This window comes from Allomuricauda sp. M10 (genome assembly GCF_020782875.1).
Lineage (GTDB): Bacteria > Bacteroidota > Bacteroidia > Flavobacteriales > Flavobacteriaceae > Flagellimonas.
This window is the reverse complement of record NZ_JAJGBN010000008.1, coordinates 63,207-89,812: the sequence shown is the minus strand read 5'-3', so window position 1 is coordinate 89,812 and position 26,606 is coordinate 63,207. Positions and strand designations below refer to the sequence as shown.

The following is a 26,606-nucleotide window of genomic DNA, read 5'->3' as shown; positions in this document are numbered from 1 at the left end:
TTTTTAATTTTCCTTTTCAAGGCGTTTGGTCATTGCAAAACCGACCAACAGTCCTACACCAGCCAAGGTAAAGATGGTCCCTGGGTAGGCCACTTCTTCTTCCATACCAAGATTGTAGACCATAATGGAGCCCACAAAAATGGCAATCCCCACGCCGATTAGTAAAAGCGCAATGTTCAGGATTACAATTTTCCAAAAAGGAGCAGCTCCTTCCCGGCGTCCCTTTACAAAGATGCTTGCATCGGCACCTTTTTCGATCAAGGCCAACCTTTCTTTGTTACGTGTTGAAAAATAGAGGTATGCTATGGCAAAGATGACCCCAAAAATTACTGGTAAAATGATTACTTCAGATCCCATGATGATTCGTTTTTATGATTATTTATATTTTTTTTGTTCATAGCCTATGACGACGCTTTTTTGATCCAGGTTACATAATTTTATAAAAATTGTTTTCCATGTAACCTAAAAGGTACACTAGTCGTCCAATGTGCAATGCTGACCAACAAGGAAAAAGAACTGATCGAGGAAATACGCCGTGGTAATACCAGGGCCTTCACCGATTTGGTAGAAAGATATAAAGATTTGGTATTTACCTTATCATTAAGGTTGTTGGGCAATAGGGAAGAGGCCGAGGAGGTTTCGCAGGATGCTTTTATAAAAATTTATAAAGCTTTGGTTACCTTTAAGGGAGATTCCAAATTATCTACCTGGATCTATAGGATTGCGTACAACACCGCGTTAGATCGGATAAAAAAGAACAAAAGGTCCCAAGATCATGTGGAGATCGATCAGGTGAGAAAAATGGGGTTGGCCGATATGGACGATGCCCTTGACAAAATGGTACAGGAAGAAAAAAGGCAGTTGATCCATCATAGTTTGGCCAAATTGCCGGCAGAAGATGCAGGGATCATCACATTGTTCTATTTTGAAGAAAAGAACCTTTTGGAAATGGAAAAGATTTTGAAACTTTCCGCCAATACGATAAAAGTAAAGTTGTTCAGGGCCAGAAAAAAACTGGCCAGTATCATGGAAACCAGTTTGGAACGTGAAATACTAGAAAGCAATGGATAAGCACGAAGAAAAGAAATTGGAAGCATTTGTGGATCGCCTTATGGCTGATGCCCCATTGGAATCCCCATCCGAAGATTTCACCAAAAATCTAATGCAACAGATCGAGGCACAATCCCAAAAAGAAGCCTTTCAGTATAAACCCATTATGTCCAGACCTGTTTTGGTTGGGCTATTTGTAGCTTTTTCGGTATTGATGGTCTATGTGATTTCGCAATATGGTTTGGGGGATGGAACCAGTTGGTTCGACAAGCTAACCTGGGAGCCCAATTTTAAGCCACTTTGGGGTTGGTTGGAAAACTATACCTCTTCCAAAGTATTGGTCTATGCAGTACTGCTATTTGGTTTTCTGTTTTTTGTGCAGGTACCTTGGCTCAAAAAGCACATGGATCGTACTGCCATGTTAGAATGAAACATAGCTGTAGGCCCAATACATAAGGCCAAACTGTAACGGAATCCGTAGTATCAGCACCCATTTAGGAAGCCCCATGGCAGCATTCTTGTTGGTTAACATATAAAAATGAACGGGAAGGAATGCAATCAACATGCAGATGATTCCCAGGGCGGCCCAAGTTCTAACGGCTTCTATGAAAAGCCCTATTCCTAATTCAATTTCTGCAATTCCACTTAGAATAACTAGGAATTTGGCATTAGGTAGATAGTCCGGAATGATGCGTTGGTACATTTTTGGTCGCACAAAATGCATAATGCCGGCTACTATATAAAGGATGCCCATAAGGTACAAATGCCATGGCCCCATATCCTTAATTTTTAAATTTCCAAAAAGGGATTGCTGCTTCGGTAACGGTTACCACAGTATCCTTTTCCTTGCGTTTTCTTTTTAATCGAAGGAGATGTTTGCCTTCATCCAGATCAGAGATTTTAAGAAAGGTCTCAAATCCTAGAAGGTTGTTCATGCCTGTTGTCAAAATAAAATCCTCATCAATTTTCAAGGTATCGATTTGGAAAGAATAGATGTCGTTAAAAGTGTTGAGGTATACCCTTCGAATACTGTCTTTCTGACTTAGACTTGTGATTTCATCACTCCAATTCGTATTTATCTTGATGCCAGATGTAAGCCCGCGACGGTCTTTTTTGGGTTTTAACGAATCATTGTAAATGAAAATTCGCTCTTCCATGTGTTCCGAAAAAGGGATGAAGACATTTAAATAAGAAGTGGTGATCACTTTGGAAGGGATGACCACATCACCGGGAAAATCCCCATCCTCCACCAACATATCCAAATAATTCTTTTTGTTCGCAAAAACACTGGAAGAATTCAGGTCCTTTTCCAAATAATTGGAATGCCTGTATTCCAAACTAGTGATGATCAAGATGATGATGTAAATGGGAGCAAGCAACAAGATCAACCGTTTTCCAAACTTGTTGTCCAAAAAGTTATAGACCAAAGGTCTATAGAGAAAAGAAAGGGTCAAAAAACTGAACACCCAATAAATCGGAAAGTAAAATTTGGCCACCCATTTGTTCTTTTTGAGAAGGCCTTGGGTCAAAAAATCAACAAAGGTCAGGAACATTCCCGTAACGATGAAAATCATCATTCCGGCCCCTAATATTTTGCCCAATTTACTGGGCAACCAATCCCCTTCAATGACAAAACTGGCCACCAGCACTATGGAAATGATTATGGTGGTCATGGCCAAAACGTAGAAAATCAACAGAAAAGAAACAGCAAAGAGAATGCTGCAATAATTCTCCAGATTGGCAATATAACGATCAAAGGAAATGATCTTTTTCTTCAGATAATTGGTAAACCGTTGGGCATAGTTGAGTTCGTCAAACTCAATGTCTCCCGATACATACCGAAGGCCCAATGCCCCGATCCACAAGCCTCTTAATATGACATGCAACAGCAGGTTGAACAATAGGATGGAGGAAGCGATATGGAGGATGAAATAGGCTACAAAACGGTAAACGTGTTGCTCGTTTTCGGCATTCAACATTTCCAACCGCAATGGCTCGTATGCGGTAAACAATCCAAAAATGGCGAAACCCGAAATGATGAGCTCTAACTCCCAGCTTTGCTGTTGCAGGGAATCCAGTAATTTTTTAAAGGACGGACTGTTATAATCGTTGTTGCCCACGGTCTGGTTGATTGATGCAACAAGATAAACATTAAAAAGAAAAACCGCTCATTTTGAGCGGTTTTGTAAATTCTATTCCTGGTAAGATCCTTATTTGATCATCTCATAACTGCGAGCGATGAACTTGGTGAGTTCTTCACCCTTCAACAAACCTTTGGAAAGGCGCGCCAGATCCAAGGATTGATTGATCAATCGTTCCCTTTTTTTGGCAGTCTTGGTGTTTAATATCTCACCCACCAGTTCGTGGTTGGTGTTTACGATCAAGTTGTACATATCGGGCATATTGCCCATTCCGAACATACCACCACCGGTGCGTTGCATTTCTTTCATACGGCGCATAAACTCCGGTTCGGTGATGATGAACGGGGAGGCCTGACTATCCATGGCTTCCAATTGAATGGTGTAACCCTTGCTGGAAATAACTTCCTCCAATTCGGTTTTCAACTGCTCTTTTTCCTCTTCCGAAAGTTTGGAAATGGCTGTATCCTTCTTTTTGATGAGGTTATCGATATGGTCTGCATCCACACGTACAAAGGACAGTTTTTCCTTTGTTGTCTCCAACTTTTGAAGCAAGTGCGGCACTATTGGGGAATCCATCAACAATACCTCATAACCTTTGGCCTTGGCGGCATCAATATAGCTGTGTTGCGCCTCGGTGTCGGAAGCGTAAAGCACCACCAATTTATCGTCCTTATCGGTCTGGTTGTCCTTCAGTTTGGCTTCCAGCTCTTCAAAGGTGTAATACTTGCCGTCCACAGTGGGGTACAGGGCAAAACTTTCTGCTTTTTCAAAGAATTTTTCTTCAGAAAGCATGCCGTATTCAATAACCACCTTGATATCGTTCCATTTCTTTTCAAAATCCTCTCGGTTGTTCTTGAAAAGGGAGCTCAACTTGTCGGCTACTTTTCTGGTGATGTAGGATGAAATCTTCTTCACGGCACCATCGGCCTGAAGGTAAGAACGCGAAACGTTCAATGGAATGTCCGGTGAATCGATGACCCCGCGAAGCATGGTCAAAAACTCCGGTACGATGCCTTCCACATTGTCCGTTACAAAAACTTGGTTTTGATAAAGTTGAATGCGATCTTTTTGAATGTTGAGGTCGTTCGTCAACTTGGGGAAATATAAAATTCCGGTCAGGTTGAAGGGATAATCAACATTTAAATGGATGTGGAACAAGGGCTCCTCAAACTGCATTGGGTACAATTCCCTGTAAAACTGCTTGTAATCCTCATCCTTTAAATCGGCAGGCTGCTTGGTCCACGCCGGATTCGGGTTGTTAATGATGTTGTCCACCTCTTGGGTCGGAGCGGGTTCATCTTCTTTGGCGCCTTCCGGTTTGGGCAAGGTTTCGGTTTTGGTTCCAAATTTGATCGGAATGGGCATGAACTTGTTGTATTTCACCAAAAGACCACGGATTTTGGAATCATCCAAAAATTCGGTGGAATCTTGAGCTACATGCAAGATGATTTCCGTTCCCCTTTCCGCCTTGTCCGATTCGGTAATCGTAAATTCCGGGGAGCCATCACAGGTCCAGTGTACCGCAGGGGCATCTTGATAACTCTTGGAAATGATCTCTACCTTTTCGGCCACCATAAAGGCGGAGTAAAAGCCAAGTCCAAAGTGACCGATGATACCAGCTTCCTTGCCAGCATCCTTGTATTTGTCCAAAAATTCTTCGGCACCTGAAAAGGCTACCTCGTTGATATATTTTTTGACCTCTTCCTCGGTCATCCCGATTCCTTGGTCTATAATATGGATGCGTTTGTTCTCCTTGTCCACTTTCACCTCAATGATCGGGTTGCCATATTCAACCTTGGCTTCCCCAATGGATGTAAGGTGTTTAAGTTTTAAGGTAGCATCCGTAGCGTTGGAAATAAGCTCCCTCAAGAAAATTTCATGGTCGCTGTACAGAAATTTTTTGATCAAGGGAAAAATGTTCTCTACTGAAACATTGATTTTACCTGTTGCCATCGTTTTGTTTTTATCATTTATCTATACCCTATTCGACAAAAAAAATACCAGAATGCCAAATATGACAAACTGACATTGGAATGCGCCATTTTTTACCCTCCGACAACTTTAACAAAATTTTGTTTATTCTTTTTTTGTAAAAATTAAACAAAATATCGTATCTTTAGAATGTTATAGGAAAAAATTGCTGTGAAGAAGTTCTGCACTATAACAAGTTTGTTTATTTATTGGTTAGGTTGTGGAAAATGCACTTTCGCTCGGAAGTGCATTTTCTTTATTCGTTCACCACAGGTTGACCAATAATTGTTTCACCCTAAAACAAAGGATTATGGCAACAACAGTAAAAACCAACATTACAGAGGAAAAGATTATTGAATGGTATATGGATTCCGTTCTTGAAAATGGTAAGGTTCCCGAATCGGTTTATAAGTTTTGCAAGGCTCACAAAATCGGGGAGGACACTTTTTATGGATTTTTTGGCTCCTTCGAGTCTATACAACAAAGGATTTGGCACAAGTTTTTTGACCATACCATGACTTTGTTGAACAAGAACAAGGAATACGGAACGATGTCCAACGAAGACAAAATGTTGACCTTTTTCTTTACTTTTTTTGAAAACCTGACCTTGAACCGAAGCTATGTGCTGTTCGCTCTCAAGGAACATCGGAATGCTTTTGAAGGATTGGCCCAACTGAAGGGACTGCGAAAATCATTTAAAGAGTTTGCAACGGAATTGATCAAAAACCGAAATGAGGAAAAGAACCTTAAAATCCTTAAATACAATGAGCCACTTTTTTCTGAAGGCGCATGGCTCCAGTTTTTGTTCCTGTTGAAATTTTGGATGGATGACAGTTCCCCAGGGTTTGAAAAAACGGATATCGCGATTGAGAAATCCGTGACCACTATCTTTCAGATTTTTGAGAATACCCCTTTGGAAAAGATCATCGACTTTGGAAAATTTCTGTACAAAGAAAAGTTTGTGTAGTACCCTATGAAGACATTGGACAAAATACCCACCGGAAAAATGGAACGCGCTGGTAAATTGGTAAAGACCGGGGTAAAGATCGGAGGGAATTATGTGAAGTATTATGGCAAAAAACTGGTAAATCCGGATACACCCAAGGAAGAACTGGATGAAAATAATGCCGAGGATATTTACGATGGACTGAAAAGTTTGAAAGGTAGCGCTCTCAAAGTGGCCCAAATGCTGAGCATGGAAAAAAACCTGCTTCCCAGGGCCTATGTGGAAAAATTTTCCCTTTCCCAATTTTCGGTGCCGCCATTGTCCGCTCCTTTGGTCCGCAAAACCTTTAAAAAATATCTAGGTCAATACCCCGAGGACATTTTTGATCATTTTGAAAAGGATTCCGTCAACGCCGCCAGCATTGGTCAAGTACATCGCGCCTGTAAAAATGGCAAGGATTTGGCTGTTAAGATCCAATACCCGGGAGTGGCAGAAAGCATTAGTAGCGATTTGGCCTTGGTGAAACCCGTGGCCATTAAAATGTTCAATTTAAAAGGGAAAGATTCCGAGAAATATTTCAAGGAAGTGGAGCACAAGTTGATCGAAGAGACCAACTATATTCTGGAACTGGAACAAAGCAAAGAAATTACCGAAGCGTGTTCCGTTATTCCTGGAACGGAATTCCCAAAATACTACCCTGAACTTTCAAGTGAACGGATCCTGACCATGGATTGGATGACCGGATTGCATTTGGGTGAGTTCACCAAAACCGATTTTGATACCGACCTCGGCAATCAATTAGGTCAGGCACTTTGGGATTTTTACATGTTCCAGATCCATCATTTAAGAAAGGTACATGCCGATCCGCACCCAGGAAATTTCTTGGTAAGTGAAAATGGCAATCTGATTGCAATAGATTTTGGCTGTATCAAGGCCATTCCCGATGAATTTTACATTCCCTATTTTGAGTTGGCCAATCTTGACAATCTCAACAATGATGCAGTTTTCATGGAAAAGCTCTATCAATTGGAAATTTTGACCCCAACGGATAGTGGGCAGGAACTGGAATTTTTTAAGGCATTGTTCAAGGAAATGCTCAGTATTTTCACCTCACCCTTCAACAAGGAAGATTTCGATTTTGGGGATGCGGGCTTCTGGTCTAAGATTGCCGAGTTGAGCGAACGCTATTCCAAAGATGAGCAGATCCGTAAAATGAACGGAAACCGTGGCTCCAAACATTTTCTATACATGAACCGTACTTTTTTCGGACTTTATAATCTACTGCACGACCTTGGGGCCAAGGTGAAAGTGAACCATTTTAAAAAGTACATGGTCTAATTTTGTTAATATATATCCAGTTCTTTGGATATATTTTTTACTTTTCCATTATTTAGCCTATACTTTTTTCAAAAATTTCTATTTAAGCACTTCGCAATGTATAACTCAAGAATTTCAGGATTAGGATTTTACGTGCCTGAGCGTGTGGTGACCAATGACGATTTATCCAAACTGATGGATACGAATGACGAATGGATTCAAGAGCGTACCGGAATCAAGGAAAGGCGCCATGTGGTAAAGGGGGAGGACACTACCACTTCCATGGGGGTTAAAGCCGCTGAAAAAGCCATTGAACGTGCCGGTGTCGATAAAGATGAAATTGATTTTATCGTCTTTGCCACTCTTAGCCCGGATTATTATTTTCCTGGACCCGGAGTTTTGGTGCAACGGGATCTTGGGTTACGCACGGTTGGCGCCCTCGATATTCGAAATCAATGTTCAGGGTTTGTGTATGGTATTTCAGTGGCCGATCAATATATCAAAAGCGGGATGTACAAAAATGTACTGGTCATCGGTTCGGAACTGCATTCGCATGGATTGGATATGACCACTCGGGGCCGTGGGGTTTCCGTTATTTTTGGTGATGGAGCTGGAGCGGCTGTTCTAACTAGGGAGGAAGATCTTTCCAAAGGAATCCTCTCAACCCATTTGCATTCCGAAGGGCAGCATGCCGAGGAACTTTCCTTAATTGCACCAGGGATGGGCAAAAGATGGGTGACCGATATCATTGCAGATGCCGATCCTGAGGATACTTCCTATTTTCCGTATATGAACGGTCAGTTCGTGTTTAAAAATGCAGTGGTCCGTTTTAGCGAAGTGATCATGGAAGGGTTGCAAAAGAACAACCTTACTCCACAAGATATAGATATGTTGATTCCGCACCAGGCCAATTTGCGGATTTCCCAGTTTATTCAGGGCAAGTTCAGATTGTCCGATGACCAGGTATTCAACAACATCATGAAATATGGGAACACCACCGCTGCTTCCATTCCAATTGCCTTGACCGAGGCTTGGGAAGAAGGCAAGGTGAAAGAAGGGGATTTGGTGGTCTTGGCCGCTTTTGGTAGTGGCTTTACCTGGGGAAGTGCCATCATCCGCTGGTAGATTTAAACAAAAAATTTATAAATGAAAACCCCGATCTTTTGGATCGGGGTTTTTTATTTGACGTCCTTGAAAGACTAACCAACCAACACTCTGACTAGGACCATCAAATTATTGTTATAGGATGCCACCGCCACCTTGCTTGGTGTTGTCGTCCCTTCTCTTACGCTGATTGGCCCTGTTCTTGCCACTTCCAAAGCGATAGGAAAGTCCCACATATACGTTGTTGCTTTCCCAGTTGAAGGCGCCTTCCTGAGCGTAGGGATAATCCCCTTCAAAGGCAAAACGCATGGTGTTGAAAATATCATTGTAGTTGAAGCTGATGGTACCTTTGCCATCATCAAAGCTATAACGGGCCCCCAAGTTTACAAAGTACATGGGGTTGGCATCAAATTGGATGCTCTTGTTCCTTCCTCGGTAAAAACCAAATGCCTGAAGCGTTAGTTTTTTGGTCACCGTGAAACTATTGTTCATCCTAATGTTCCAAGCCGTGTTGTCCACTTCAACCTCTTCTGTAATAATATCAGCTTCCGTGGCATCAGGGTCGGTGGTATCCAATGTTTCGGAAAAACCTCTCTGTGTTTGGGAGTACAAATCAAAACTACCATTTACACTCCACCATTTTAAAGGCTTGTAGTTTCCGGATACTTCCACCCCGTAAGCCGATGTTTTATCAAAATTGTCATAGGTTAGGATGGTCTTGTTCAAATCCAATCGATCCACGTACAACGCCCTGTTGATCTCATCGGTAATGCTACGATAGAAAACTCCGGAGGTGATACTACCATTTTTAAGCCTTTTGGTATAGTTCAACTCATAGGAACTGGTAAACTGTGGTACCAAGTTCGGGTTACCGAAAGAGGAAATCAAAGGAGTGGCAAATTCCCTAATGGGGTTTACTTGATCCAACCCTGGACGATCTACCCTTCTGCTATAGCTCAATTGTACTTGATCCTTTTCATTTGGACTATATGTTACAAATGCCGATGGGTATAGCTCCGTGTATTTGTCGGTAAAGGCACGCACTGCATTGGTGTCCGCTTTTACTTCCACATCTTCAATACGAACGCCCATTTGATAGGACCATTTTTTATAGGTCTGGCCAAAAGTGGCATAAGCAGAGTAAATGTCCATGGCATAGATGAACTTGGTGGATGGTGTGGGAACCAAGTTGCCTTGGGAGTTGAAGGATTGTCCGGTTGATGAATAATCCACGATTGATTCAAAATTCCTTGACTGTAGGCCCAATTCCAATTTGGAAATACTGTCCAACGGGTTCACATAATCCAAGTTGGCCGTGGTTTGGTCACGCTTGGTGTCCACAAAATCCTTGTAATTTGGATAGACAGTGGCGCCAACAGATCTAAAATCGGCATCTTGACCACTATTAAAATGGTTGTGGTCCACTTCCAGTTCTATGTTGTGGCCTTCCTTACCAAAATCCAATTTGTAGTCAAAATTGTATTGCTCGCTGGTGTTGTCGGACAAATCATCAAAATATTGGGTCAGGTTGTTCGACGGGGATTCCATATAGTCAATGGCAACAGTACCAAAACCTTTGCCGTCATAAATATTCTGATTGGTGAAGAAGGAGATGGTGTTCTTCTCGTTCAGGTAAAAATCAACCCCCAATTTGTACAAGTGCGACTTGTTGTTGTTCAGGAAATCGAAGTTTTGGCGTGAGTTTTCATCTACCCTCAAAATGCTGCCATCATTTACCCATTTGCCAATGTTGTTGCCATAATTTCCGTAGAAATTGAATTTGCCATTGCGGTAGTTCAAATCGATGGAACTATTGAATTTGGCCTCGATACCTTTGGTAAGGCCTAGGCTCACATTTCCGTTGAACCCAATATTGGCATTTTTGTGCAATACAATGTTGATGATACCACTCATTCCTTCCGGATTGTACTTGGCGGATGGGTTAGTTATCAACTCGATGGATTTAATGGATGTGGATGGAATCTGCTTCAACAACTGCGCAACGGGCACGTTGGATAATTTACCATCGACCATCACACGAACGTTGGAATTACCTCTCAAGGTAATGTCGCCGGTTTGGGCATCCACATTTACAGAAGGAATGTTGTTCATAATGTCCGAGGCTGAGGCTCCGGAAGTGGTCAAATCTTTGCCCACATTGATAACCTTTCTATCCACCCGTTGTTCAATGGTCGTTTTTTCGCCCACCAGTTCAACGCCTTCCAAGTTTTGGGTTTCTTCCATCAAGGTGATGGTACCCAAACTCCAATTTCTTTTGTCCTTATTGATGACCAATTTTTGGGAATACGTTTTGTACCCGATGTACTGTACTTCAAAAATGAAATTGCCGTCAGGTAGTTTTTTAATGTCGAAAGTACCGTCATCCAAAGTGATGCCACCGGTGATGGTTTCGGTTCCATCTTCAGATTTAATGACTACTGCGGCATAGGCAACGGGTTGTTGCAGGGTATTGTCAATTACCTTTCCTGAAATGGAGCCCAAGGCGTTTTCAGGATCTGTGGTATTTGCATGTGTTGGGAATAATGTGCACGAAAGGAGCACAAAAAGTAGGGTCAACTTTTTCATGAGTTGTTCGTTTTTTGATTGATGAATTCGATTGATTGATGATATAGTTAAGACGTCATCTACCGTAGAATGTTACAGCTTCACCTCATTTTAACATTCTTTAACAAATAAAAAACGGTAAGGTCTTGATTGTAAGGATATCGATTTTAAAAAGACAAAAGAGAAAGTTCTAAAAAGAAGAAACCCCGGTAAAGAATACCGGGGTTGATACATTGATAAGCTATACTAAACACTAACCATTAACTATAAAAAATACAGTCTTACCAATGAAATTTTTTATATATACAATAGACGTAAAATTATTGGTATCGTTACGGTCTATTATTAAGTTTAACACTAAAATTAACAAATGACAAAGACACTTGTTTTCGGGGCTTCTACAAACCCGGGAAGATACAGTAACATGGCAATTCGTAGGTTGGTCGATCAAAATATTGAAACAACCGCATTTGGGATACGTGGGGGAACTGTATCAGGAGTACAAATTAAAGACAAGTTAGTTGATTTTCAAAATATTGATACCGTAACTTTATATGTGAACCCATCCAACCAAAAGCCATATTACCAGGAAATCGTGGATTTACGGCCCAAACGGGTGATTTTTAACCCCGGTACTGAAAATCCGGAATTTTATGAAATCCTGAAAAAAGAAGGTATAAAAGTGGAGGTTGCCTGTACTTTGGTCTTATTGGCTACTGGGCAATACTAGGCTCCAATTCCTTTTTTCTGATCAACCAAAGACCAAAAAAGGTCAATAATCCATTAAGGGGCAACAGTTCATAACCCATTTGGTATCCACCTAAATAAGAGGCAGGGATGTTGGCTATCAAAATGATGATGATGACAGATAATACGGCTACGATCCATACATAGGTATCCTTGATCTTATGTTTAGTGAAAATTCCAAAGGAAAATAATCCCAACAGAGGGCCATAGGTATAACCCGCTACGGTAAGAAGACTATCGATCACATTGCTGCTCAAAATATATTTGAAGGCAATGATGACCACAATGAGCATCACACTCATACCAACGTGGGTCTGTTTCCTGATTTTTTTCTGTTCCGTTTCCTCTTTGTTCTGTACGTTAAGGAAATCCACACAGAATGAGGTAGTCAACGAAGTAAGGGCGCTATCTGCACTACTATAGGCCGCAGCGATCAATCCCAACATAAAAGTAATGGAAAGGGCCAATCCCAGTCCACTATTCAGCGCAATTTCGGGGAACAACAAATCGGTTTTTGGGGTGCCGTCCATCAAAGGAATGGCCACTCCGTTGCGTTTGGCATAAATAAACAACAAAGCACCCAATAGCATGAACAAAAAGGTGACCCCCACCAAAACAAAACTGAAAGAAACCATATTCTTTTGGGCATCTTTCAACGATTTGCAGGTAAGGTTTTTTTGCATCATGTCCTGATCCAGTCCGGTCATGCAAATGGTCACGAACATCCCCCCAACAAAGGATTTTATAAAATAATTTCGACTCAAAAAATCATCGGTGACCAAAAAGGAGCTATAACTTTTCAGTTCTTCCGACTTTAAAAACTCCCCAAAGCTCCAACCCAATTCCTGGTTGATGAAGATAATGGAAAGAATCACGGCTACTATCATGAAAAGGGTTTGTAGGGTATCGGTCCAAACAATAGTTTTAATACCGCCTTTGTTGGTGTAGATCCAAATCAATAAAATGGAAATGACCACTGTAAACTCAAAACGAACCCCCAATCCATCAAAAACAAATTGCTGCAAAACAATGGCCACCAAATACAACCGGAAGGCTGCCCCTAAAACTCGGGACAGGAAAAAGAAAAAGGCTCCGGTTTTATGGCTGACCTTTCCAAAACGTTCCGCAAGGTATTCATAAATGGAGGTAAGGTTGTACCTGTAGTAAAGGGGTAACAGTACAAAAGCCACAACAAAATAGCCAAAAAGATATCCGATTACTACCTGCATGTAGGTAAAATGGATATCGTCCACCCATCCCGGTACGGAAATAAACGTAACCCCTGACAATGAGGCGCCTACCATCCCAAATGCCACCAGATACCATGGTGATTGTTTGCCGGCCTTAAAAAAATCAGCGTTCGAATCGTTTTTTCCGGTAAAGTAAGAGATCAATATAAGCACCAGGAAATAAGCACCTATAAGCAAGAGAATCTGTGTGGCTGACATAAACGGTATTTGATTTGCAAAGTACGAAAGTAAATTCGTAACACTAAAATCGTAATTTTGTTGGAGATTTGATACTATGGAATTTTCATCCAAATTATTGGAAAATGCAGTGTACGAAATGTCGCAATTGCCGGGAATTGGCAAGCGTACCGCTTTGCGTTTGGTGCTTCACCTGCTCAAACAGCCGGAGGAACGTACAGAGCATTTGACCCATGCCCTTTCCAAGTTGAAAAACGAAGTAAACTTTTGCAAAAGCTGCCATAACATTTCGGATACCGAAATCTGTGAGATCTGTGCCAACCCGAAAAGGGATGAAAGTCTAGTCTGCGTGGTGGAAGACATCCGCGACGTAATGGCCATTGAGAACACATCCCAATATAATGGATTGTACCATGTGCTGGGAGGCAAGATTTCCCCAATGGAAGGAGTGGGGCCGCAGGATTTGAACATCGTATCCCTGGTTAATAAAGTAAAGGAGGGAAAGGTAAAAGAACTCATCTTTGCCCTAAGTTCCACTATGGAAGGTGATACCACCAATTTTTATATTTACCGTCAGTTGGAAGGGTTGGAAGTGACCACTTCTGCCATTGCAAGGGGGATTTCCGTAGGCGATGAATTGGAGTATGCCGATGAGGTAACCTTGGGGCGAAGTATTTTGAACCGAGTGCCTTTTGAAAATTCGATGAAAGCGAATTAGGTGAGTTGCTAAATAATGAACATAAAACAATAATAAGTGATTTACTTTAGTATTTTTGCAAAATAAGAGTCCAAATCACTTTGATAAATAGGAATATGTCAAAATTTGAATTGAAATTACCGCAAATGGGCGAAAGTGTTGCCGAAGCTACCCTGACCACTTGGTTGAAGGAAGTGGGCGATACCATTGAAATGGACGAGGCCGTTTTTGAAATTGCCACGGACAAAGTAGATTCTGAAGTACCCAGTGAAGTGGAAGGTGTTTTGGTGGAAAAGCGGTTTGACGTAGATGATGTGATAAAAGTTGGGGAAGTAGTGGCCGTAATCCAGTTAAATGGTAATGTGGATATGCCTTCTGGGGATTCCAAAAAGGAGAGCCCTGTTTCCGAGCCTATTGAAGAGCCAGTCAAGGTTTTGGAGAACGATATGGCCCAGACCCAAAAAGCAGTTGCCATACCTGCCCCAAATTTTTCAGATTCGGATAGATTTTATTCTCCTTTGGTGAAAAATATTGCCAAGGAAGAAGGTATTTCCATGGACGAACTGGAAGCTATTGTCGGTACAGGCAGTGAAGGTCGTGTTACCAAAAACGATATCATGGCCTATCTGGAAAACCGAACCGCCAAAGGCAGTACAAAACCAGTTGAGGCTCCGGTTGTGAAAGAGGTAAAACCAGTAGAAGCCGAAGCAAAACCAGTGAAGGAAGTTGCTGAGAAACCAAAATCAGCCCCAATTCCCGTTGGTGATGGCGATGAGGTTATCCCATTGACCCGAATGGGTAAATTGATTGCGCACCACATGATCGAAAGTATTTCCACATCGGCACATGTGCAAAGTTTTGTGGAAGTGGATGTGACCAACGTGGTGAACTGGAGAAATAAAGTAAAAAATGCCTTTGAGCAGAGGGAAGGGGAAAAACTCACCTTTACCCCAATATTTATGGAGGCGGTGGCATTGGCCCTGAAGAAATTCCCGATGATGAATATTTCTTTGGACGGGGACAAGGTCATCAAAAAGAAAAACATCAATTTGGGTATGGCGGCAGCCTTGCCAGATGGAAACTTGATCGTGCCTGTCATCAAAAATGCCGACCAATTGAATTTGGTAGGGATGGCCAAGACGGTTAACGATTTGGCCAATCGTGCACGGAACAACCAATTGAAGCCCGATGAGGTTAAAGATGGTACCTACACCGTTACGAATGTGGGAACCTTCGGTAGTGTTTTTGGTACGCCGATCATCAACCAACCGCAAGTGGGCATTTTGGCATTGGGCGCCATTAGAAAAATTCCTTCCGTGATCGAAACCGGTCAAGGGGAGTTCATCGGCATCCGAAGCAAAATGTTCCTATCGCATAGCTATGACCACCGTGTGGTGAACGGAGCCTTGGGTGGAATGTTCGTAAAAGCCGTTGCGGATTATTTGGAAGCTTGGGACGTGAACAGGGAAATCTAATGGAAAATTCCATTTTTTCTTTTCACTATGTGTAACTTTAAGATTTTGAAGTCCCATTTACTCATTCAATGAATTCCGCATGCAATTACAATTGACCAAACCCATTTGCTTTTTTGATCTGGAAACCACAGGTACCAATGTGGCCAAGGATCGTATCGTAGAAATATCCATTTTGAAGGTATATCCCAACGGAAACAAGGAAAGCAGAACATGGTTGGTAAATCCTGAAATGCCAATACCGCCAGAGTCGGAGGCCATTCATGGCATATCCGACGAAAAAGTGGCAAATGAACCTACCTTCAAACAATTGTCAAAAGAGATCTACAAAATGATCCGCGACAGCGATTTGGCAGGTTTTAATTCCGATCGTTTCGATATTCCCTTATTGGTGGAGGAAATGTTGCGGGCCGATGTGGATTTTGATATGAAGAACATGGTTTCCGTGGATGTGCAGACCATTTTCCATAAAATGGAAAAACGTACCCTGGAAGCTGCCTATAAATTCTATTGCGACAAAAGCTTGGATGATGCCCATAGTGCCAAAGCCGATACCATGGCCACTTATGAGGTACTCCTTGCCCAGTTGGAAAGATACCCCGAACTGGAAAATGACATCAAGAAACTGTCGGAATTCACCACTAGGAAACAATCCCTCGATTTTGCTGGATTTATAGCCCTTGATGAAAACGAACAGCCTGTTTTTTCCTTCGGAAAACACAAGGGAAGGTCGGTGGATGAGGTCTTGGAGGCCGAACCAGGTTATTTTGGTTGGATTTTGAATGCCGATTTTCCTTTGTACACTAAAAAAGTATTGACACAGATCAAGTTGAGTAAGTTCAACAATAAAATATAACACAACATAACCCCCACTAAAACTGAATGAAACTGATTTGTATAGGACGTAACTATGTGGATCACATAGACGAACTGAACAACGAACGTCCCGAGGAACCTGTGGTTTTCATAAAACCGGATTCCTCCATTCTTCCAAAAGAGCAGGATTTTTACATTCCTGAATTTAGCAACGATGTACATTATGAGGTTGAGGTATTGGTGAAGATCAAAAAGGTCGGAAAACATATCGCCAAGGAATTTGCCCATAAATACTATGACGAAATTGGCCTCGGCATCGATTTTACGGCACGTGACCTTCAATCCAAACTAAAAGCAAAAGGTCTGCCTTGGGAAAAAGCGAAAGGCTTTGATGGTTCTGCCGTTATTGGGAACTGGGTATCCAAAAATAAATTCAAGGATGTGGACCATTTGAGTTTTACCCTATCCAAAAATGGTGAAAAAGTTCAAGATGGGAATACGGCTTTGATGCTTTGGAAGATAGATGAAATTATAGCGCATGTCTCCACTTATTTCATGTTGAAAAAGGGGGATATCATTTTTACTGGTACGCCTGCCGGGGTTGGTAAAGTAACCCCAAATGACTACCTTGTTGGCACCTTGGAAGGTGAGAAGCTATTTGAAATTAATGTACGATAATGATTTACAGCCTCGATAAGTTAAATGAGATGGCGGAGGGAGATGAGGATTTCATTGTTTCCGTGATCTCTGTTTTTTTGGAAGAAGTACCCGAAGATCTTGAAGGTTTGGAAAAAGCCATAGGTGCTCGGGATTACGATACTATTTATAAACTGGCACACAAGATAAAACCGAATGTGGACATCTTGGGCATGGAACAGACCAGGGCCATGGCCCTCGATATTGAGACCATGGGCAAAAGTGAAGCCAGTATGGAGGATATTGAAGGGAAATTTCCCCTTTTGAAAAAGGATGTTCTTCAGGTGGTCTCCGAATTAAAGAAAGACTTCGATTTATAAAATGCAAGCCGAGATCATCACCATTGGGGACGAGATTCTCATTGGGCAGATTGTAGACTCCAATTCAGCTTTTATAGCCAAGGAGTTGAACAAGATCGGTGTTTCGGTCTACCAGATTACCTCGGTACAGGACGATCGCGATCACATATTAAGGTCATTGGAAGAGGCGGGCAACCGTTCCTCCGTGGTCATTGTTACGGGTGGACTGGGCCCAACAAAAGATGATGTCACCAAACCGACCCTTTGCCAATTTTTTGATGACGAGTTGGTACGTGATGAAAAGGTCCTTGCCCATATTGAGGAACTTTTTAAAAAATACATCAATTCACCCATTTCCGATCTAAATCGCCAACAGGCACTTGTGCCGACCAAGGCCACGGTGTTGCACAATGCTTTCGGCACTGCTCCGGGTCTTTGGATGAAAAAGGGGAAGGTTTCCTATTTTTTTCTTCCCGGCGTGCCTTATGAGATGAAGAATCTCATTCTAACCTCTGCGCTACCTGCAATCATTGAGGAGTATGAACGTCCGCATATTGTGCATAAGACCATCATGACCTATGGAATGGGGGAGAGTACCATCGCAGAAAAAATCGAGGATTGGGAAAACAACCTACCCCCTGCCATAAAATTGGCCTATTTGCCCAATTTAGGAAGGGTCAAGCTCCGACTTTCGGCAAAAGGAGCGAATAAGGAGGCATTGGTAGCCCTTGTGGAAGAGGAGGCCAAGAAATTATATCCCTTGATCGGGGATATCATTTATGGTGAGGAGGAAGATGGTGCCATTGAGGTACAAATTGGAAAATTGCTCACCGATAAGAAATTGACTTTGGCCACTGCCGAAAGTTTTACAGGGGGCAAAATCGCGGAGCAGGTTACTTCGGTACCTGGGGCGTCCAATTATTTTAAGGGTAGTGTGGTCTGCTATGCCACCGAGACCAAAATCAAGATATTGGGCGTGCCAAAAGAATTGGTGGAAAAGCATTCCGTGGTTAGTGAACAGGTGGCAGTTGCCATGGCGGAACGCGTAAAAAACCTATTGGGAACCGATTTTGCCATCGCCACGACCGGAAATGCGGGACCCACAAAAGGTGATTCCGATGCCGATGTGGGAACGGTGTTTATTGCCATAAGTTCCCCAAAGGGCACTTTTGCCCAAGAATTCAGTATGGGAAACCATCGGGAAAGGGTGGTAAAGAAGTCTGTAGGCAAGGCTTTTGAGCTATTGTACAAAGAAATTTTAAATTTCTGAAAAAGAATTTTGTACGTCCCATTAAAATGGTATAAATTTGCAGCCTCAATAAAATCACTCAAAAGTTAGGGAGATGTCTAAAGTTTGTGAAGTAACAGGAAAAAAGGTGATGTTTGGAAACAACGTTTCCTTTTCTATCAATAAGACCAAAAGGAGATTCGACGTAAACGTTTCCAAAAAGAAATTTTACGTTCCAGAAGAAGATCGTTGGGTAACCTTGAACGTTTCATCAAGAGGGTTGAAGGTCATCAACAAAAAAGGAATCTCTGCCGTATTGAAGGATATCAATTCCAAAAAGTAAGTAGTAATAGCGTTTTAAGTACGATACAATGGCAAAGAAAGGAAATAGGATTCAGGTAATTTTGGAGTGTACAGAGCACAAGGAATCTGGTATGCCAGGTACTTCTAGGTACGTTACCAAAAAGAACAAAAAGAACACGCCAGATAGGATGGAGATTAAAAAATACAATCCTATCCTTAAGCGTATGACCGTTCATAAAGAAATTAAGTAATCACTTTTTCATTAAAAAGTAAACACAATATAGGCCATGGCAAAGAAAACAGTAGCAACACTTCAGACCGCCTCTAAAAGATTGACCAAAGCCATTAAAATGGTAAAGTCTCCAAAAACTGGTGCATACACATTCGTAGAATCTGTAATGGCTCCAGAAATGGTGAACGATTGGTTGAACAAGAACTAAAGAGAACAACCACATATATATAAAGAAAGCCGCTTTTTGAGCGGCTTTTTTATTTGTGTCCCTATTGGGATGATTATCATGTATTAATTCTTATTCACCCTGTACGTGATAGTACGGTTGGTTACCACGGTGGTCACTTGTAATGTTAGGGTGGCAGTGCTGGAAATGGTGGATCCACACACAAAGGTGTCATTGCTTAGCACTACACGGTACTGGGTATTGTTTTCGCTGGGCGTTGGGTTAATTATTGTCAATGTCTGGGATGTTGCGCCAGAGTAAATTCCTGAATCAGTAAGGTCGTTCCAAACACCTACATTGTTAAATTGCCATTGGTACTGATCTGCAATGGAAGTTACTGTTATGGCTGTAGTGCAGCCAGGACAAGTAGTAGTATCCACAGGTTGGGAGGTAATGGTCGGTACAGTTCCGACTTCCCGATAATCATAGATCGAGTTGGAATCATTATCCGCTGGTACGGTATAGCCATCTACACCACTGGTTACCAAACCATCAGAATCGATTGTCACACTTGAAGGCCCTAAAACACCATCATCATTATTATCAGTAAACCCAGCTTCCAAAACACCGTTACATCCATCTCCATCGGCATCCAAAACATAGGCATCATAACTGCCATCAGAATCGGAATCCAAAATGGAATAGGATAAAATGGCATAGACGGTATCATTGTCCTCAATGCTGTTATAGAGTCCGTTGGAACCAGAGCCAGATATTGCCCCATCGATTCGCCCATCATTGTTGCTATCGGAAACACCGCTTATATCGAGCACCCCGGATTCAACAATATCCATAATGCCATCATTGTCTGAATCTAGGTCTAGATGGTTGCTGATGCCATCACCATCGGTATCGCATACGGAACTGGCGAACAGTTCACCCGTAAATCCTTCGGGACCAGGACCGGCCTGGTTGGTGATGGTAAAGGTATTGTTGTTTCCCGGTGTCCAGGTAATTGTATTGAACGGCGTACTTGCTTGCGCCTCCATCACTTCCAAAGCAGTGGAGGACGTGTAACGTGTGCCGTACAAGGTAGCCTGACCTGACTCGTTGATGATCAAACGCAAGCGGGGCAATCCATTGGAGTTGGCCACCCAAGGTGAGTTGATAAAGGCTCCATCGGATTGGAAAACAAAATATTCATCACCGGCATCGAGGGCCCCACTTTCAAATTCCAAAACGGAGGGATGTACTGTGGTTCCGTTGATATCCAATTGAAACGAGTTGTCCATGGAAGAAAAATCCAATCGTAAATAACCGGTATCCGTATGATTCACTACAACCGATCTCTGCCCGACATCCGCCGAGGTCAAAAATGAAGCATTGATCGTGGTACAATATTCCTCTTCATCCGTTATCCCATCATTATCATCATCCAGGTCGACCATATCACTGATCCCATCCCCGTCCTGATCCACGATGTATGCCGTTATCGTTACGTTGTCGATATAAACTCTGTCATTGCCTTGATCCCAATCATTACTGCCTTTACGGAACCTGATGGTGGTACTGCCGGATAAATAACCAGTAATATCCTGGCTAAAACTACCGGACTGATTCCCTGAGAATGTTCCAATTGTAGAAAATGAAGAGCCATTGCTGGATATCTGGATGACCAAGGTTTCGTTGGTTTCCAGGCTTGAGGTTTGCCAATCAAATGACAGTGTTGCCGTGCTATAGGAACTTAGGTCTGCCGCCCTGGTAATGTAGTGTGAACCAATTCTGCTGAACCTCAATTCATTTCCGGTAATTCTTATTCTTCCGTTGGATGGGTCGTTGTCGTCATTGGACTCCGCCCAGTTGCCCGACCAGTTTTGGGTGCCGTTATTGTTGGAATAAGATACGGAACTAAAGAAATCAGAATAGGTTTCTTGGGCCTTGACAGTAATGCATAGCATCATCACGATCACCAAGATGTATCTATTTAAAAGATTTTTCATTGTAATTGATGTAAACTATGCCATGTTAAAAGTAAAAAAGGAGTCCAGCCCTCTAAAAATTTTGTTGCGTATCCGTGCATTTTATCGGTAAAACCTTGACTGCTCAAAGTTTGTAAGATATATGTAGGAAAGATGGAGGGCATATCATTATAGGTTCCCAAGGCAATTTGATTTAACAAAACTCCCCTTACTTTCCTATATTTGACATTCAACTAAGAACACGAGATGAGCTTATTCAAAAATATATTTTCAAAGGACAAAAAGGAGACTTTGGACAAGGGATTGGAAAAATCCAAGACCAGTTTCTTTGGCAAATTGGGCAAGGCCGTGGCCGGAAAATCCAAGGTTGATGATGAGGTGTTGGACAATTTGGAAGAGGTATTGGTGACCTCCGATGTTGGTGTGAACACCACCCTAAAGATCATTGAGCGTATTGAGGAACGCGTTTCCAAGGATAAATACATGGGGACAGATGAATTGAATACCATTCTACGCGAAGAAATTGCCGGACTCCTTTCCGAGACCAACATTGGCGAAGAAACGGAGATTTCCGTTCCCAAGGGCAAGAAACCCTATGTGATCATGGTGGTGGGCGTAAATGGTGTGGGAAAGACCACAACCATTGGTAAGTTGGCCCATCAGTTCAAGAACAAAGGATACAAAGTGGTGTTGGGTGCCGCAGATACCTTCCGTGCTGCAGCCATTGACCAGTTGGAAGTTTGGGCCAAGCGGGTAGATGTACCCATCATCAAACAAAAAATGGGCAGTGATCCCGCTTCCGTAGCTTTTGATACGTTGAATTCTGCCGTGGCAGAAGGTGCCGATGTGGTTTTGGTGGATACCGCCGGGCGTTTGCACAACAAGGTCAATTTAATGAATGAACTTTCCAAAGTAAAACGGGTCATGCAAAAAGTGGTGCCCGATGCTCCGCACGAAGTGCTTTTGGTTTTGGACGGTTCCACAGGTCAGAACGCTTTTGAACAGGCCAAACAATTTACCAAGGCAACCGAAGTGACCAGTTTGGCAGTTACCAAGTTGGATGGTACGGCCAAGGGCGGGGTGGTCATTGGTATTTCCGATCAGTTCCAGATTCCGGTAAAATATATTGGGGTAGGTGAAGGTATTGAAGACCTTCAAGTGTTCAACAAATACGAGTTTGTCGACTCCTTTTTCAAATTATAGTCTTATGTACAAGTACCTTTTTGGCTGTTTTCTTATTGTAGGTTTGGCTTCCTGTAAGCAAAAAAATACCGAGCCTGAAAAAGAAGTTGTTCTTTGGACACCTTATAACGATTCATCCGAAGTGGCCGCCAGTCAGGAAAATGAAAGTGCCAGGATGCGGTACAAATTCATCCAGAGCAAGGTGCTTGACAAAAACGAAGTATTTCTTCCCTTATATGATGAGGTTTCCAAATTTTCTGAAGAGCTATATGAAAAGATGAAACCCATGGTGTTGGAGCAGGATATTCCAACACTTCAACAACATATCAAAAATGGCGATTTCACTTATGAGGATTTGGTGCTCTTCTACCTACACAGAATTTACAAATACGAACTTCCGAACACCACCACCCTAAATACCGTGATTGCTTTGAATCCGTTGGTGTTGGAAGAAGCTCGCAAATTGGATACAAATAGTGATGGTCATCACTTGATCTATGGAATGCCCATTTTGTTGAAGGATAATGTGGGTACTTCTGAAATGCATACCACAGCAGGTGCAGTAGCTTTAAAAGATAACCAGACCGATGATGCCTTTATCGTAAAACGCTTGAAAGCTAAAGGAGCTTTGATACTAGGAAAGACAAACCTGAGCGAGTGGGCCAATTTTATCTGTGATGTTTGCCCGAATGGACAGAGTGCCGTTGGTGGACAAACGCTGAATGCCTATGGACGGAGGGTTTTTGATACCGGAGGTTCCAGTGCGGGCAGCGGTACATCTACAGCGGCCAATTATGCCGTTGGTGCGGTGGGAACCGAAACGTCAGGTTCCATTCTTTCACCTTCTGGGCAAAACTCCGTGGTGGGGTTAAAGCCAACGATTGGTTTGTTGAGCAGGACAGGAATTGTACCTATTTCCAGTACTTTGGATACCCCTGGCCCCATGACCAAAAATGTAACGGATAACGCCATTCTGTTGGATGCCATGTTGGGCAAAGACCCCAAAGATGCTAAGTCGGTGGAATCCGAACCCGGTATCCTATCTGCGTGGATGAACCCGGAACCGCTCAAGGAGGTTAGGCTTGGTGTAATGAAGAACTTGATGGAAAGGGATTCCATTTACGCTTTGGCCGTTGAAAAATTGAAGGAAGCCGGTGCCCAACTTATCGAATTTGAACCTGAAAATGTTCCCTTAGACCATTTTACTACCCTCTTGAACCTCGATATGAAAAAGGACCTGAAAGCCTATCTTGATGCTGAAGTAAAAAACAAGGATGTGGTAAGGTTGGAAAAGGTGGAGGATGTGGTCAAGTTCAACAGTCAAGATTCGTTGGTGAGGATTCCTTATGGGCAGGCTCGTTTTGATGGTATTTTGGCAGATTCCACCACACAGGATGAATTTGAAAAGATAAAGACTGATTTGATGGCCGCCGGCAGGTCATTTTTCAAGATCATGGAAGAGAAAAACCTTGATGCCGTTTTGAGCATCAATAATTACCATGCAGGATATGCAGCTGTTGCAGAATACCCGGCCTTGACCATCCCGATGGGGTATAAACCAACGGGAGAACCTGAAAACCTCACTTTTATTGGCAAACCTTTTACGGAAGCTCAACTGTTACGAATCGGGAAAGCTTATGAAGACCTTACCCATGCACGAAAAATCCCGGAAGCGTTTAAGGATTAATTGATATAGGCACTCAACTTTTCCCAAAGCAGGTTGTCAAAACTGGAAGGGCCCAACTGGCTTTCCCCAGCATCGTCCCCTAAGCGTACGATGACCAGATTTTGACTAGGCACCACATACAACTTTTGGTCGAAAGCGCCCAAACCTGAAATGAGATCGCTTGGAGCTTCGGCCATTAATTCACCACTGAAGGTAGCTTCATTACCAGGAACCTTAAAATTACCCTTCCCATTGAGCCACCATAAGTAACCGTAAGATTGATTAAGGTTTTGGGAGGTGTTCGTCATGGCAGTAAAATAAGACTTGTCCGAAAGAATTTCAGTTTCGTTCCAAGTTCCTTCATTCAAGCATAAAAGTCCATAACGAGCCATACTCCTGGTGTTGCTGAAAAAAAGATTGTTGTAGTTGACTTTGATCCAAGTTCCCTGCATCCCAATTTTATCCCGAATCTTTTCATAGGAATATTGTTTAAAATCTGTACCGGTAGCATTGGTCACAATTTGATCCAATAGAGTATAGGCTGCATTGTGATAATACCAAAATGTACCCGGTTCATTTTTATAAATAAGGCATTCCTTGTCGTAACAAAAAGGATCGTCCACCGTATAATCCAAACCTGTGGTCATGGTCAAATGGTGGCGTACGGTGATATTGGCCTCTTGTTCCGGTGTAAGCATGGACCAACCTTCGCCTAAATAATCCATTGAAGAATCGGTAATGGACAAAAAACCTTCCTCTTGGGCAATACCCACTGTCATGGCGGTCAAAGTTTTACCCGCGGAGTTCCATGAATGACTGTCATCTGCAGTAAAACCTCCAAAATACCATTCCACGGCAATTTTACCATCCTTTAAAATGATGAATCCGTCGGTCCCTTTTTCTTCCAGAAAATCATATAGCGATTGTTCGGCATCCGTGTTCCAACCCAACTCTGTTGGCGAAACGGTTTCCCATGTGGAAGAACCGATTGGAGGAAAATACAATTCACCTGCAACAGGATCAGGATCCGGATTCTCATTGTCCTTGGAATCATCCCCAGAGGAGCACCCAGTTAATAGAATGAATAGAAAGAGCGATAGGGCAACCAGTTGTTTCATGGCATCACGATTTTTAGTTGGACTAATTTTAATCCATTGGGTTTAACGCCAAAACAGGAAAAATATGCAGGCAAATCGATGTAATGCGCTGTGTTGTTGTATTTTTGCACTCCATTTATAGCAACTATGCGCACAAAATCGCTTAAAAAGAACAAAATCAATGTGGTAACCTTGGGTTGTAGCAAGAATGTCTACGATTCTGAAGTACTGATGGGCCAACTGCGTGCCAACAATAAAGAGGTAGTACACGAAGAGGAAGGCAATGTGGTGGTCATCAATACTTGTGGATTTATTGCCAACGCCAAGGAAGAGAGTGTGAACACCATTTTGGAGTATGTTCAAAAGAAGGAAGAGGGTTTAGTGGACAAGGTTTTTGTGACCGGTTGCTTGAGTGAGCGCTATAAACCGGATTTGCAAAAGGAAATCCCAAATGTGGACGAATATTTTGGGACCAGTGACCTTCCTAATTTGCTGAAAGCCCTAGGGGCCGATTATAAGCATGAATTGATTGGGGAACGTTTAACTACCACACCCAAAAACTATGCGTACCTGAAGATTGCCGAAGGTTGTGATAGACCCTGTTCGTTCTGTGCCATCCCGATCATGCGTGGCAAACATCGGAGCACTCCCATTGAGGACTTGGTGTCCGAAGCGGAAAAATTAGCTGCCAAAGGGGTCAAGGAATTGATTTTGATTGCACAGGACCTTACATACTACGGACTTGACCTGTACAAGAAGCGTAATTTGGCAGAGTTGCTCGAAGCATTGGTAAAAGTGGAGGGAATTGAATGGATCCGTTTGCACTATGCCTTCCCAACAGGTTTCCCGATGGATGTTTTGGAGGTGATGCGAAGGGAGCCCAAAATCTGCAATTATATTGATATTCCATTACAGCATATTTCCGATAACATATTGAAAAGTATGCGTAGGGGAACCACTCAAGCCAAGACTACACAATTGTTGAAGGATTTCAGATCAACGGTTCCAGGTATGGCAATTCGTACCACTTTGATTGTGGGTTACCCAGGGGAAACCGAAGAAGATTTCCAGACGTTGAAACAATGGGTAACCGATATGCGTTTTGAACGTTTGGGCTGCTTTGCCTATAGTCATGAGGAAAATACCCATGCCTATTCATTGGAAGATGATGTTCCAGAGGAAGTTAAGCAAGATCGGGCCAATCAGATTATGGAGATTCAATCCCAAATCTCATGGGAACTTAACCAAGAAAAAATTGGAAAAACGTTCCGTTGTATCATCGATAGAAAGGAAGGCAATTATTTTGTAGGCCGCACCGAATTTGATTCCCCCGATGTGGACAATGAAGTGTTGATCGATGCCACCAAGCATTATCTAAAAATCGGCGATTTTACGTCCATCAAGATCCATGAGGCTTCCGATTATGATCTATATGGAGAGCCAGCTTAGGTTGAAATCCATAATTATTTAATTTTAAATTCCTCCCATATTCGCAGGGTAAGCCG

General features: G+C 42.4%; 26 protein-coding genes. 18 read left to right on the top strand and 8 right to left on the bottom strand.

All coding sequences use genetic code 11. The features are described 5' to 3' along the window. Positions 1–3: 3 nt before the first annotated feature. Positions 4–357: a DUF6249 domain-containing protein gene (locus LKX84_RS16860; protein ID WP_228238718.1), complete on the bottom strand. Its 354-nt coding sequence runs from the start codon at positions 355–357 to the stop codon at positions 4–6. A 135-nt stretch (positions 358–492) separates the two neighbouring features. Between LKX84_RS16860 and LKX84_RS16855 the strand changes: the two genes are divergently transcribed. Further along, positions 493–1,071 carry an RNA polymerase sigma factor gene (locus LKX84_RS16855; protein ID WP_228238717.1) on the top strand — a complete coding sequence of 193 codons (579 nt, stop codon included), beginning with the start codon at positions 493–495 and terminating at the stop codon, positions 1,069–1,071. After that, entirely contained in the window at positions 1,064–1,480 is a 417-nt protein-coding gene (locus tag LKX84_RS16850; protein WP_228238715.1) for a hypothetical protein, read from the top strand. The genes LKX84_RS16855 and LKX84_RS16850 overlap by 8 nt, the downstream gene beginning before the upstream one ends. Here LKX84_RS16850 and LKX84_RS16845 read toward each other — a convergent pair. The 3 genes from LKX84_RS16845 to htpG form a co-directional block, all read right to left on the bottom strand. After that, the gene (locus tag LKX84_RS16845) at positions 1,472–1,828 is read right to left on the bottom strand and encodes a MauE/DoxX family redox-associated membrane protein (protein ID WP_228238713.1); all 357 of its coding nucleotides are present in this window, start codon (positions 1,826–1,828) and stop codon (positions 1,472–1,474) included. The two genes, LKX84_RS16850 and LKX84_RS16845, sit on opposite strands and share 9 nt — an antisense overlap. A 4-nt stretch (positions 1,829–1,832) precedes the next feature. After that, positions 1,833–3,170: a hypothetical protein gene (locus tag LKX84_RS16840; protein WP_228238711.1), complete on the bottom strand. Its 1,338-nt coding sequence runs from the start codon at positions 3,168–3,170 to the stop codon at positions 1,833–1,835. Positions 3,171–3,260: 90 nt separating this feature from the next. Continuing rightward, on the bottom strand, positions 3,261–5,144 hold the full coding sequence (htpG, locus tag LKX84_RS16835) for a molecular chaperone HtpG (protein ID WP_228238710.1): 1,884 nt from the start codon (positions 5,142–5,144) through the stop codon (positions 3,261–3,263). Between the two features lie 328 nt (positions 5,145–5,472). Here htpG and LKX84_RS16830 point away from each other — a divergent pair, with 328 nt between their 5' ends. The 3 genes from LKX84_RS16830 (at position 5,473) to LKX84_RS16820 (ending at position 8,550) form a co-directional block, all read left to right on the top strand. Beyond that, positions 5,473–6,129: a TetR family transcriptional regulator C-terminal domain-containing protein gene (locus LKX84_RS16830; RefSeq protein ID WP_228238709.1), complete on the top strand. Its 657-nt coding sequence runs from the start codon at positions 5,473–5,475 to the stop codon at positions 6,127–6,129. 6 nt (positions 6,130–6,135) lie between these two features. After that, positions 6,136–7,446 carry an ABC1 kinase family protein gene (locus LKX84_RS16825; RefSeq protein ID WP_228238708.1) on the top strand — a complete coding sequence of 437 codons (1,311 nt, stop codon included), beginning with the start codon at positions 6,136–6,138 and terminating at the stop codon, positions 7,444–7,446. Between the two features lie 96 nt (positions 7,447–7,542). After that, entirely contained in the window at positions 7,543–8,550 is a 1,008-nt protein-coding gene (locus LKX84_RS16820; RefSeq protein ID WP_228238707.1) for a 3-oxoacyl-ACP synthase III family protein, read from the top strand. Positions 8,551–8,664: 114 nt separating this feature from the next. Here LKX84_RS16820 and LKX84_RS16815 read toward each other — a convergent pair whose 3' ends face one another. Next, positions 8,665–11,115 (bottom strand): TonB-dependent receptor domain-containing protein, encoded by a 2,451-nt coding sequence (locus LKX84_RS16815; RefSeq protein WP_228238706.1) that lies wholly within the window; start codon positions 11,113–11,115, stop codon positions 8,665–8,667. Between the two features lie 349 nt (positions 11,116–11,464). On the opposite strand from LKX84_RS16815, the gene LKX84_RS16810 reads away from it, so the two are divergent. Beyond that, the gene (locus LKX84_RS16810) at positions 11,465–11,824 is read left to right on the top strand and encodes a CoA-binding protein (protein ID WP_228238705.1); all 360 of its coding nucleotides are present in this window, start codon (positions 11,465–11,467) and stop codon (positions 11,822–11,824) included. Here LKX84_RS16810 and LKX84_RS16805 read toward each other — a convergent pair. Then, positions 11,808–13,289 (bottom strand): sodium:solute symporter, encoded by a 1,482-nt coding sequence (locus tag LKX84_RS16805; RefSeq protein WP_228238703.1) that lies wholly within the window; start codon positions 13,287–13,289, stop codon positions 11,808–11,810. The genes LKX84_RS16810 and LKX84_RS16805 overlap by 17 nt on opposite strands. Before the next feature lie 76 nt (positions 13,290–13,365). On the opposite strand from LKX84_RS16805, the gene recR reads away from it, so the two are divergent. The 9 genes from recR (at position 13,366) to LKX84_RS16760 (ending at position 19,219) form a co-directional block, all read left to right on the top strand. Beyond that, on the top strand, positions 13,366–13,986 hold the full coding sequence (gene recR / locus LKX84_RS16800; RefSeq protein ID WP_228238702.1) for a recombination mediator RecR: 621 nt from the start codon (positions 13,366–13,368) through the stop codon (positions 13,984–13,986). A 95-nt stretch (positions 13,987–14,081) separates the two neighbouring features. Then, positions 14,082–15,440, top strand: a complete 1,359-nt coding sequence (locus LKX84_RS16795) for a dihydrolipoamide acetyltransferase family protein (protein WP_228238701.1) — start codon at positions 14,082–14,084, stop codon at positions 15,438–15,440. A gap of 79 nt (positions 15,441–15,519) precedes the next feature. Beyond that, on the top strand, positions 15,520–16,293 hold the full coding sequence (locus LKX84_RS16790; protein WP_228238700.1) for a 3'-5' exonuclease: 774 nt from the start codon (positions 15,520–15,522) through the stop codon (positions 16,291–16,293). Positions 16,294–16,319: 26 nt separating this feature from the next. Next, on the top strand, positions 16,320–16,931 hold the full coding sequence (locus tag LKX84_RS16785) for a fumarylacetoacetate hydrolase family protein (RefSeq protein ID WP_228238695.1): 612 nt from the start codon (positions 16,320–16,322) through the stop codon (positions 16,929–16,931). Then, the gene (locus LKX84_RS16780) at positions 16,931–17,269 is read left to right on the top strand and encodes an Hpt domain-containing protein (RefSeq protein ID WP_228238693.1); all 339 of its coding nucleotides are present in this window, start codon (positions 16,931–16,933) and stop codon (positions 17,267–17,269) included. Before LKX84_RS16785 ends, LKX84_RS16780 begins: the two co-directional genes overlap by 1 nt. 1 nt (position 17,270) lies before the next feature. After that, complete coding sequence (locus LKX84_RS16775) at positions 17,271–18,518, top strand: competence/damage-inducible protein A (protein ID WP_228238691.1); 1,248 nt, start codon at positions 17,271–17,273, stop codon at positions 18,516–18,518. A gap of 73 nt (positions 18,519–18,591) precedes the next feature. Beyond that, positions 18,592–18,819 carry a 50S ribosomal protein L28 gene (gene rpmB / locus LKX84_RS16770; RefSeq protein WP_163636470.1) on the top strand — a complete coding sequence of 76 codons (228 nt, stop codon included), beginning with the start codon at positions 18,592–18,594 and terminating at the stop codon, positions 18,817–18,819. Between the two features lie 28 nt (positions 18,820–18,847). Beyond that, on the top strand, positions 18,848–19,030 hold the full coding sequence (gene rpmG, locus LKX84_RS16765) for a 50S ribosomal protein L33 (protein ID WP_163636469.1): 183 nt from the start codon (positions 18,848–18,850) through the stop codon (positions 19,028–19,030). A gap of 36 nt (positions 19,031–19,066) precedes the next feature. Then, the gene (locus LKX84_RS16760) at positions 19,067–19,219 is read left to right on the top strand and encodes a DUF4295 domain-containing protein (RefSeq protein WP_228238689.1); all 153 of its coding nucleotides are present in this window, start codon (positions 19,067–19,069) and stop codon (positions 19,217–19,219) included. A gap of 83 nt (positions 19,220–19,302) precedes the next feature. Here the strand turns inward: LKX84_RS16760 and LKX84_RS16755 are convergent, their stop codons facing one another. Continuing rightward, positions 19,303–21,177 (bottom strand): immunoglobulin domain-containing protein, encoded by a 1,875-nt coding sequence (locus LKX84_RS16755; protein ID WP_228238687.1) that lies wholly within the window; start codon positions 21,175–21,177, stop codon positions 19,303–19,305. 225 nt (positions 21,178–21,402) lie between these two features. Between LKX84_RS16755 and ftsY the strand changes: the two genes are divergently transcribed. Together ftsY and LKX84_RS16745 are read left to right on the top strand one after the other, a co-directional pair. Continuing rightward, entirely contained in the window at positions 21,403–22,359 is a 957-nt protein-coding gene (gene ftsY / locus LKX84_RS16750; protein ID WP_228238686.1) for a signal recognition particle-docking protein FtsY, read from the top strand. A 4-nt stretch (positions 22,360–22,363) separates the two neighbouring features. After that, positions 22,364–24,025 carry an amidase family protein gene (locus LKX84_RS16745; RefSeq protein ID WP_228238683.1) on the top strand — a complete coding sequence of 554 codons (1,662 nt, stop codon included), beginning with the start codon at positions 22,364–22,366 and terminating at the stop codon, positions 24,023–24,025. Here the strand turns inward: LKX84_RS16745 and LKX84_RS16740 are convergent. Then, positions 24,022–25,122, bottom strand: a complete 1,101-nt coding sequence (locus LKX84_RS16740) for a serine hydrolase domain-containing protein (protein WP_228238681.1) — start codon at positions 25,120–25,122, stop codon at positions 24,022–24,024. The two genes, LKX84_RS16745 and LKX84_RS16740, sit on opposite strands and share 4 nt — an antisense overlap. A 126-nt stretch (positions 25,123–25,248) precedes the next feature. Between LKX84_RS16740 and rimO the strand changes: the two genes are divergently transcribed. After that, complete coding sequence (gene rimO / locus LKX84_RS16735; RefSeq protein WP_228238679.1) at positions 25,249–26,550, top strand: 30S ribosomal protein S12 methylthiotransferase RimO; 1,302 nt, start codon at positions 25,249–25,251, stop codon at positions 26,548–26,550. The last annotated feature ends 56 nt before the right edge of the window (positions 26,551–26,606 follow it).

Coding starts and splice junctions, on each gene's coding strand:
- LKX84_RS16785 (WP_228238695.1), top strand. CDS start 16,320: ATGAAACTGATTTGTATAGGACGTAACTATGTGGATCACATAGACGAA.
- LKX84_RS16755 (WP_228238687.1), bottom strand. CDS start 21,177: ATGAAAAATCTTTTAAATAGATACATCTTGGTGATCGTGATGATGCTA.
- LKX84_RS16850 (WP_228238715.1), top strand. CDS start 1,064: ATGGATAAGCACGAAGAAAAGAAATTGGAAGCATTTGTGGATCGCCTT.
- LKX84_RS16790 (WP_228238700.1), top strand. CDS start 15,520: ATGCAATTACAATTGACCAAACCCATTTGCTTTTTTGATCTGGAAACC.
- LKX84_RS16760 (WP_228238689.1), top strand. CDS start 19,067: ATGGCAAAGAAAACAGTAGCAACACTTCAGACCGCCTCTAAAAGATTG.
- htpG (WP_228238710.1), bottom strand. CDS start 5,144: ATGGCAACAGGTAAAATCAATGTTTCAGTAGAGAACATTTTTCCCTTG.
- rpmB (WP_163636470.1), top strand. CDS start 18,592: ATGTCTAAAGTTTGTGAAGTAACAGGAAAAAAGGTGATGTTTGGAAAC.
- LKX84_RS16815 (WP_228238706.1), bottom strand. CDS start 11,115: ATGAAAAAGTTGACCCTACTTTTTGTGCTCCTTTCGTGCACATTATTC.
- LKX84_RS16845 (WP_228238713.1), bottom strand. CDS start 1,828: ATGGGGCCATGGCATTTGTACCTTATGGGCATCCTTTATATAGTAGCC.
- LKX84_RS16830 (WP_228238709.1), top strand. CDS start 5,473: ATGGCAACAACAGTAAAAACCAACATTACAGAGGAAAAGATTATTGAA.
- LKX84_RS16810 (WP_228238705.1), top strand. CDS start 11,465: ATGACAAAGACACTTGTTTTCGGGGCTTCTACAAACCCGGGAAGATAC.
- rimO (WP_228238679.1), top strand. CDS start 25,249: ATGCGCACAAAATCGCTTAAAAAGAACAAAATCAATGTGGTAACCTTG.
- rpmG (WP_163636469.1), top strand. CDS start 18,848: ATGGCAAAGAAAGGAAATAGGATTCAGGTAATTTTGGAGTGTACAGAG.
- LKX84_RS16805 (WP_228238703.1), bottom strand. CDS start 13,289: ATGTCAGCCACACAGATTCTCTTGCTTATAGGTGCTTATTTCCTGGTG.
- LKX84_RS16740 (WP_228238681.1), bottom strand. CDS start 25,122: ATGAAACAACTGGTTGCCCTATCGCTCTTTCTATTCATTCTATTAACT.
- LKX84_RS16745 (WP_228238683.1), top strand. CDS start 22,364: ATGTACAAGTACCTTTTTGGCTGTTTTCTTATTGTAGGTTTGGCTTCC.
- recR (WP_228238702.1), top strand. CDS start 13,366: ATGGAATTTTCATCCAAATTATTGGAAAATGCAGTGTACGAAATGTCG.
- LKX84_RS16855 (WP_228238717.1), top strand. CDS start 493: ATGCTGACCAACAAGGAAAAAGAACTGATCGAGGAAATACGCCGTGGT.
- LKX84_RS16860 (WP_228238718.1), bottom strand. CDS start 357: ATGGGATCTGAAGTAATCATTTTACCAGTAATTTTTGGGGTCATCTTT.
- LKX84_RS16780 (WP_228238693.1), top strand. CDS start 16,931: ATGATTTACAGCCTCGATAAGTTAAATGAGATGGCGGAGGGAGATGAG.
- ftsY (WP_228238686.1), top strand. CDS start 21,403: ATGAGCTTATTCAAAAATATATTTTCAAAGGACAAAAAGGAGACTTTG.
- LKX84_RS16795 (WP_228238701.1), top strand. CDS start 14,082: ATGTCAAAATTTGAATTGAAATTACCGCAAATGGGCGAAAGTGTTGCC.
- LKX84_RS16775 (WP_228238691.1), top strand. CDS start 17,271: ATGCAAGCCGAGATCATCACCATTGGGGACGAGATTCTCATTGGGCAG.
- LKX84_RS16825 (WP_228238708.1), top strand. CDS start 6,136: ATGAAGACATTGGACAAAATACCCACCGGAAAAATGGAACGCGCTGGT.
- LKX84_RS16820 (WP_228238707.1), top strand. CDS start 7,543: ATGTATAACTCAAGAATTTCAGGATTAGGATTTTACGTGCCTGAGCGT.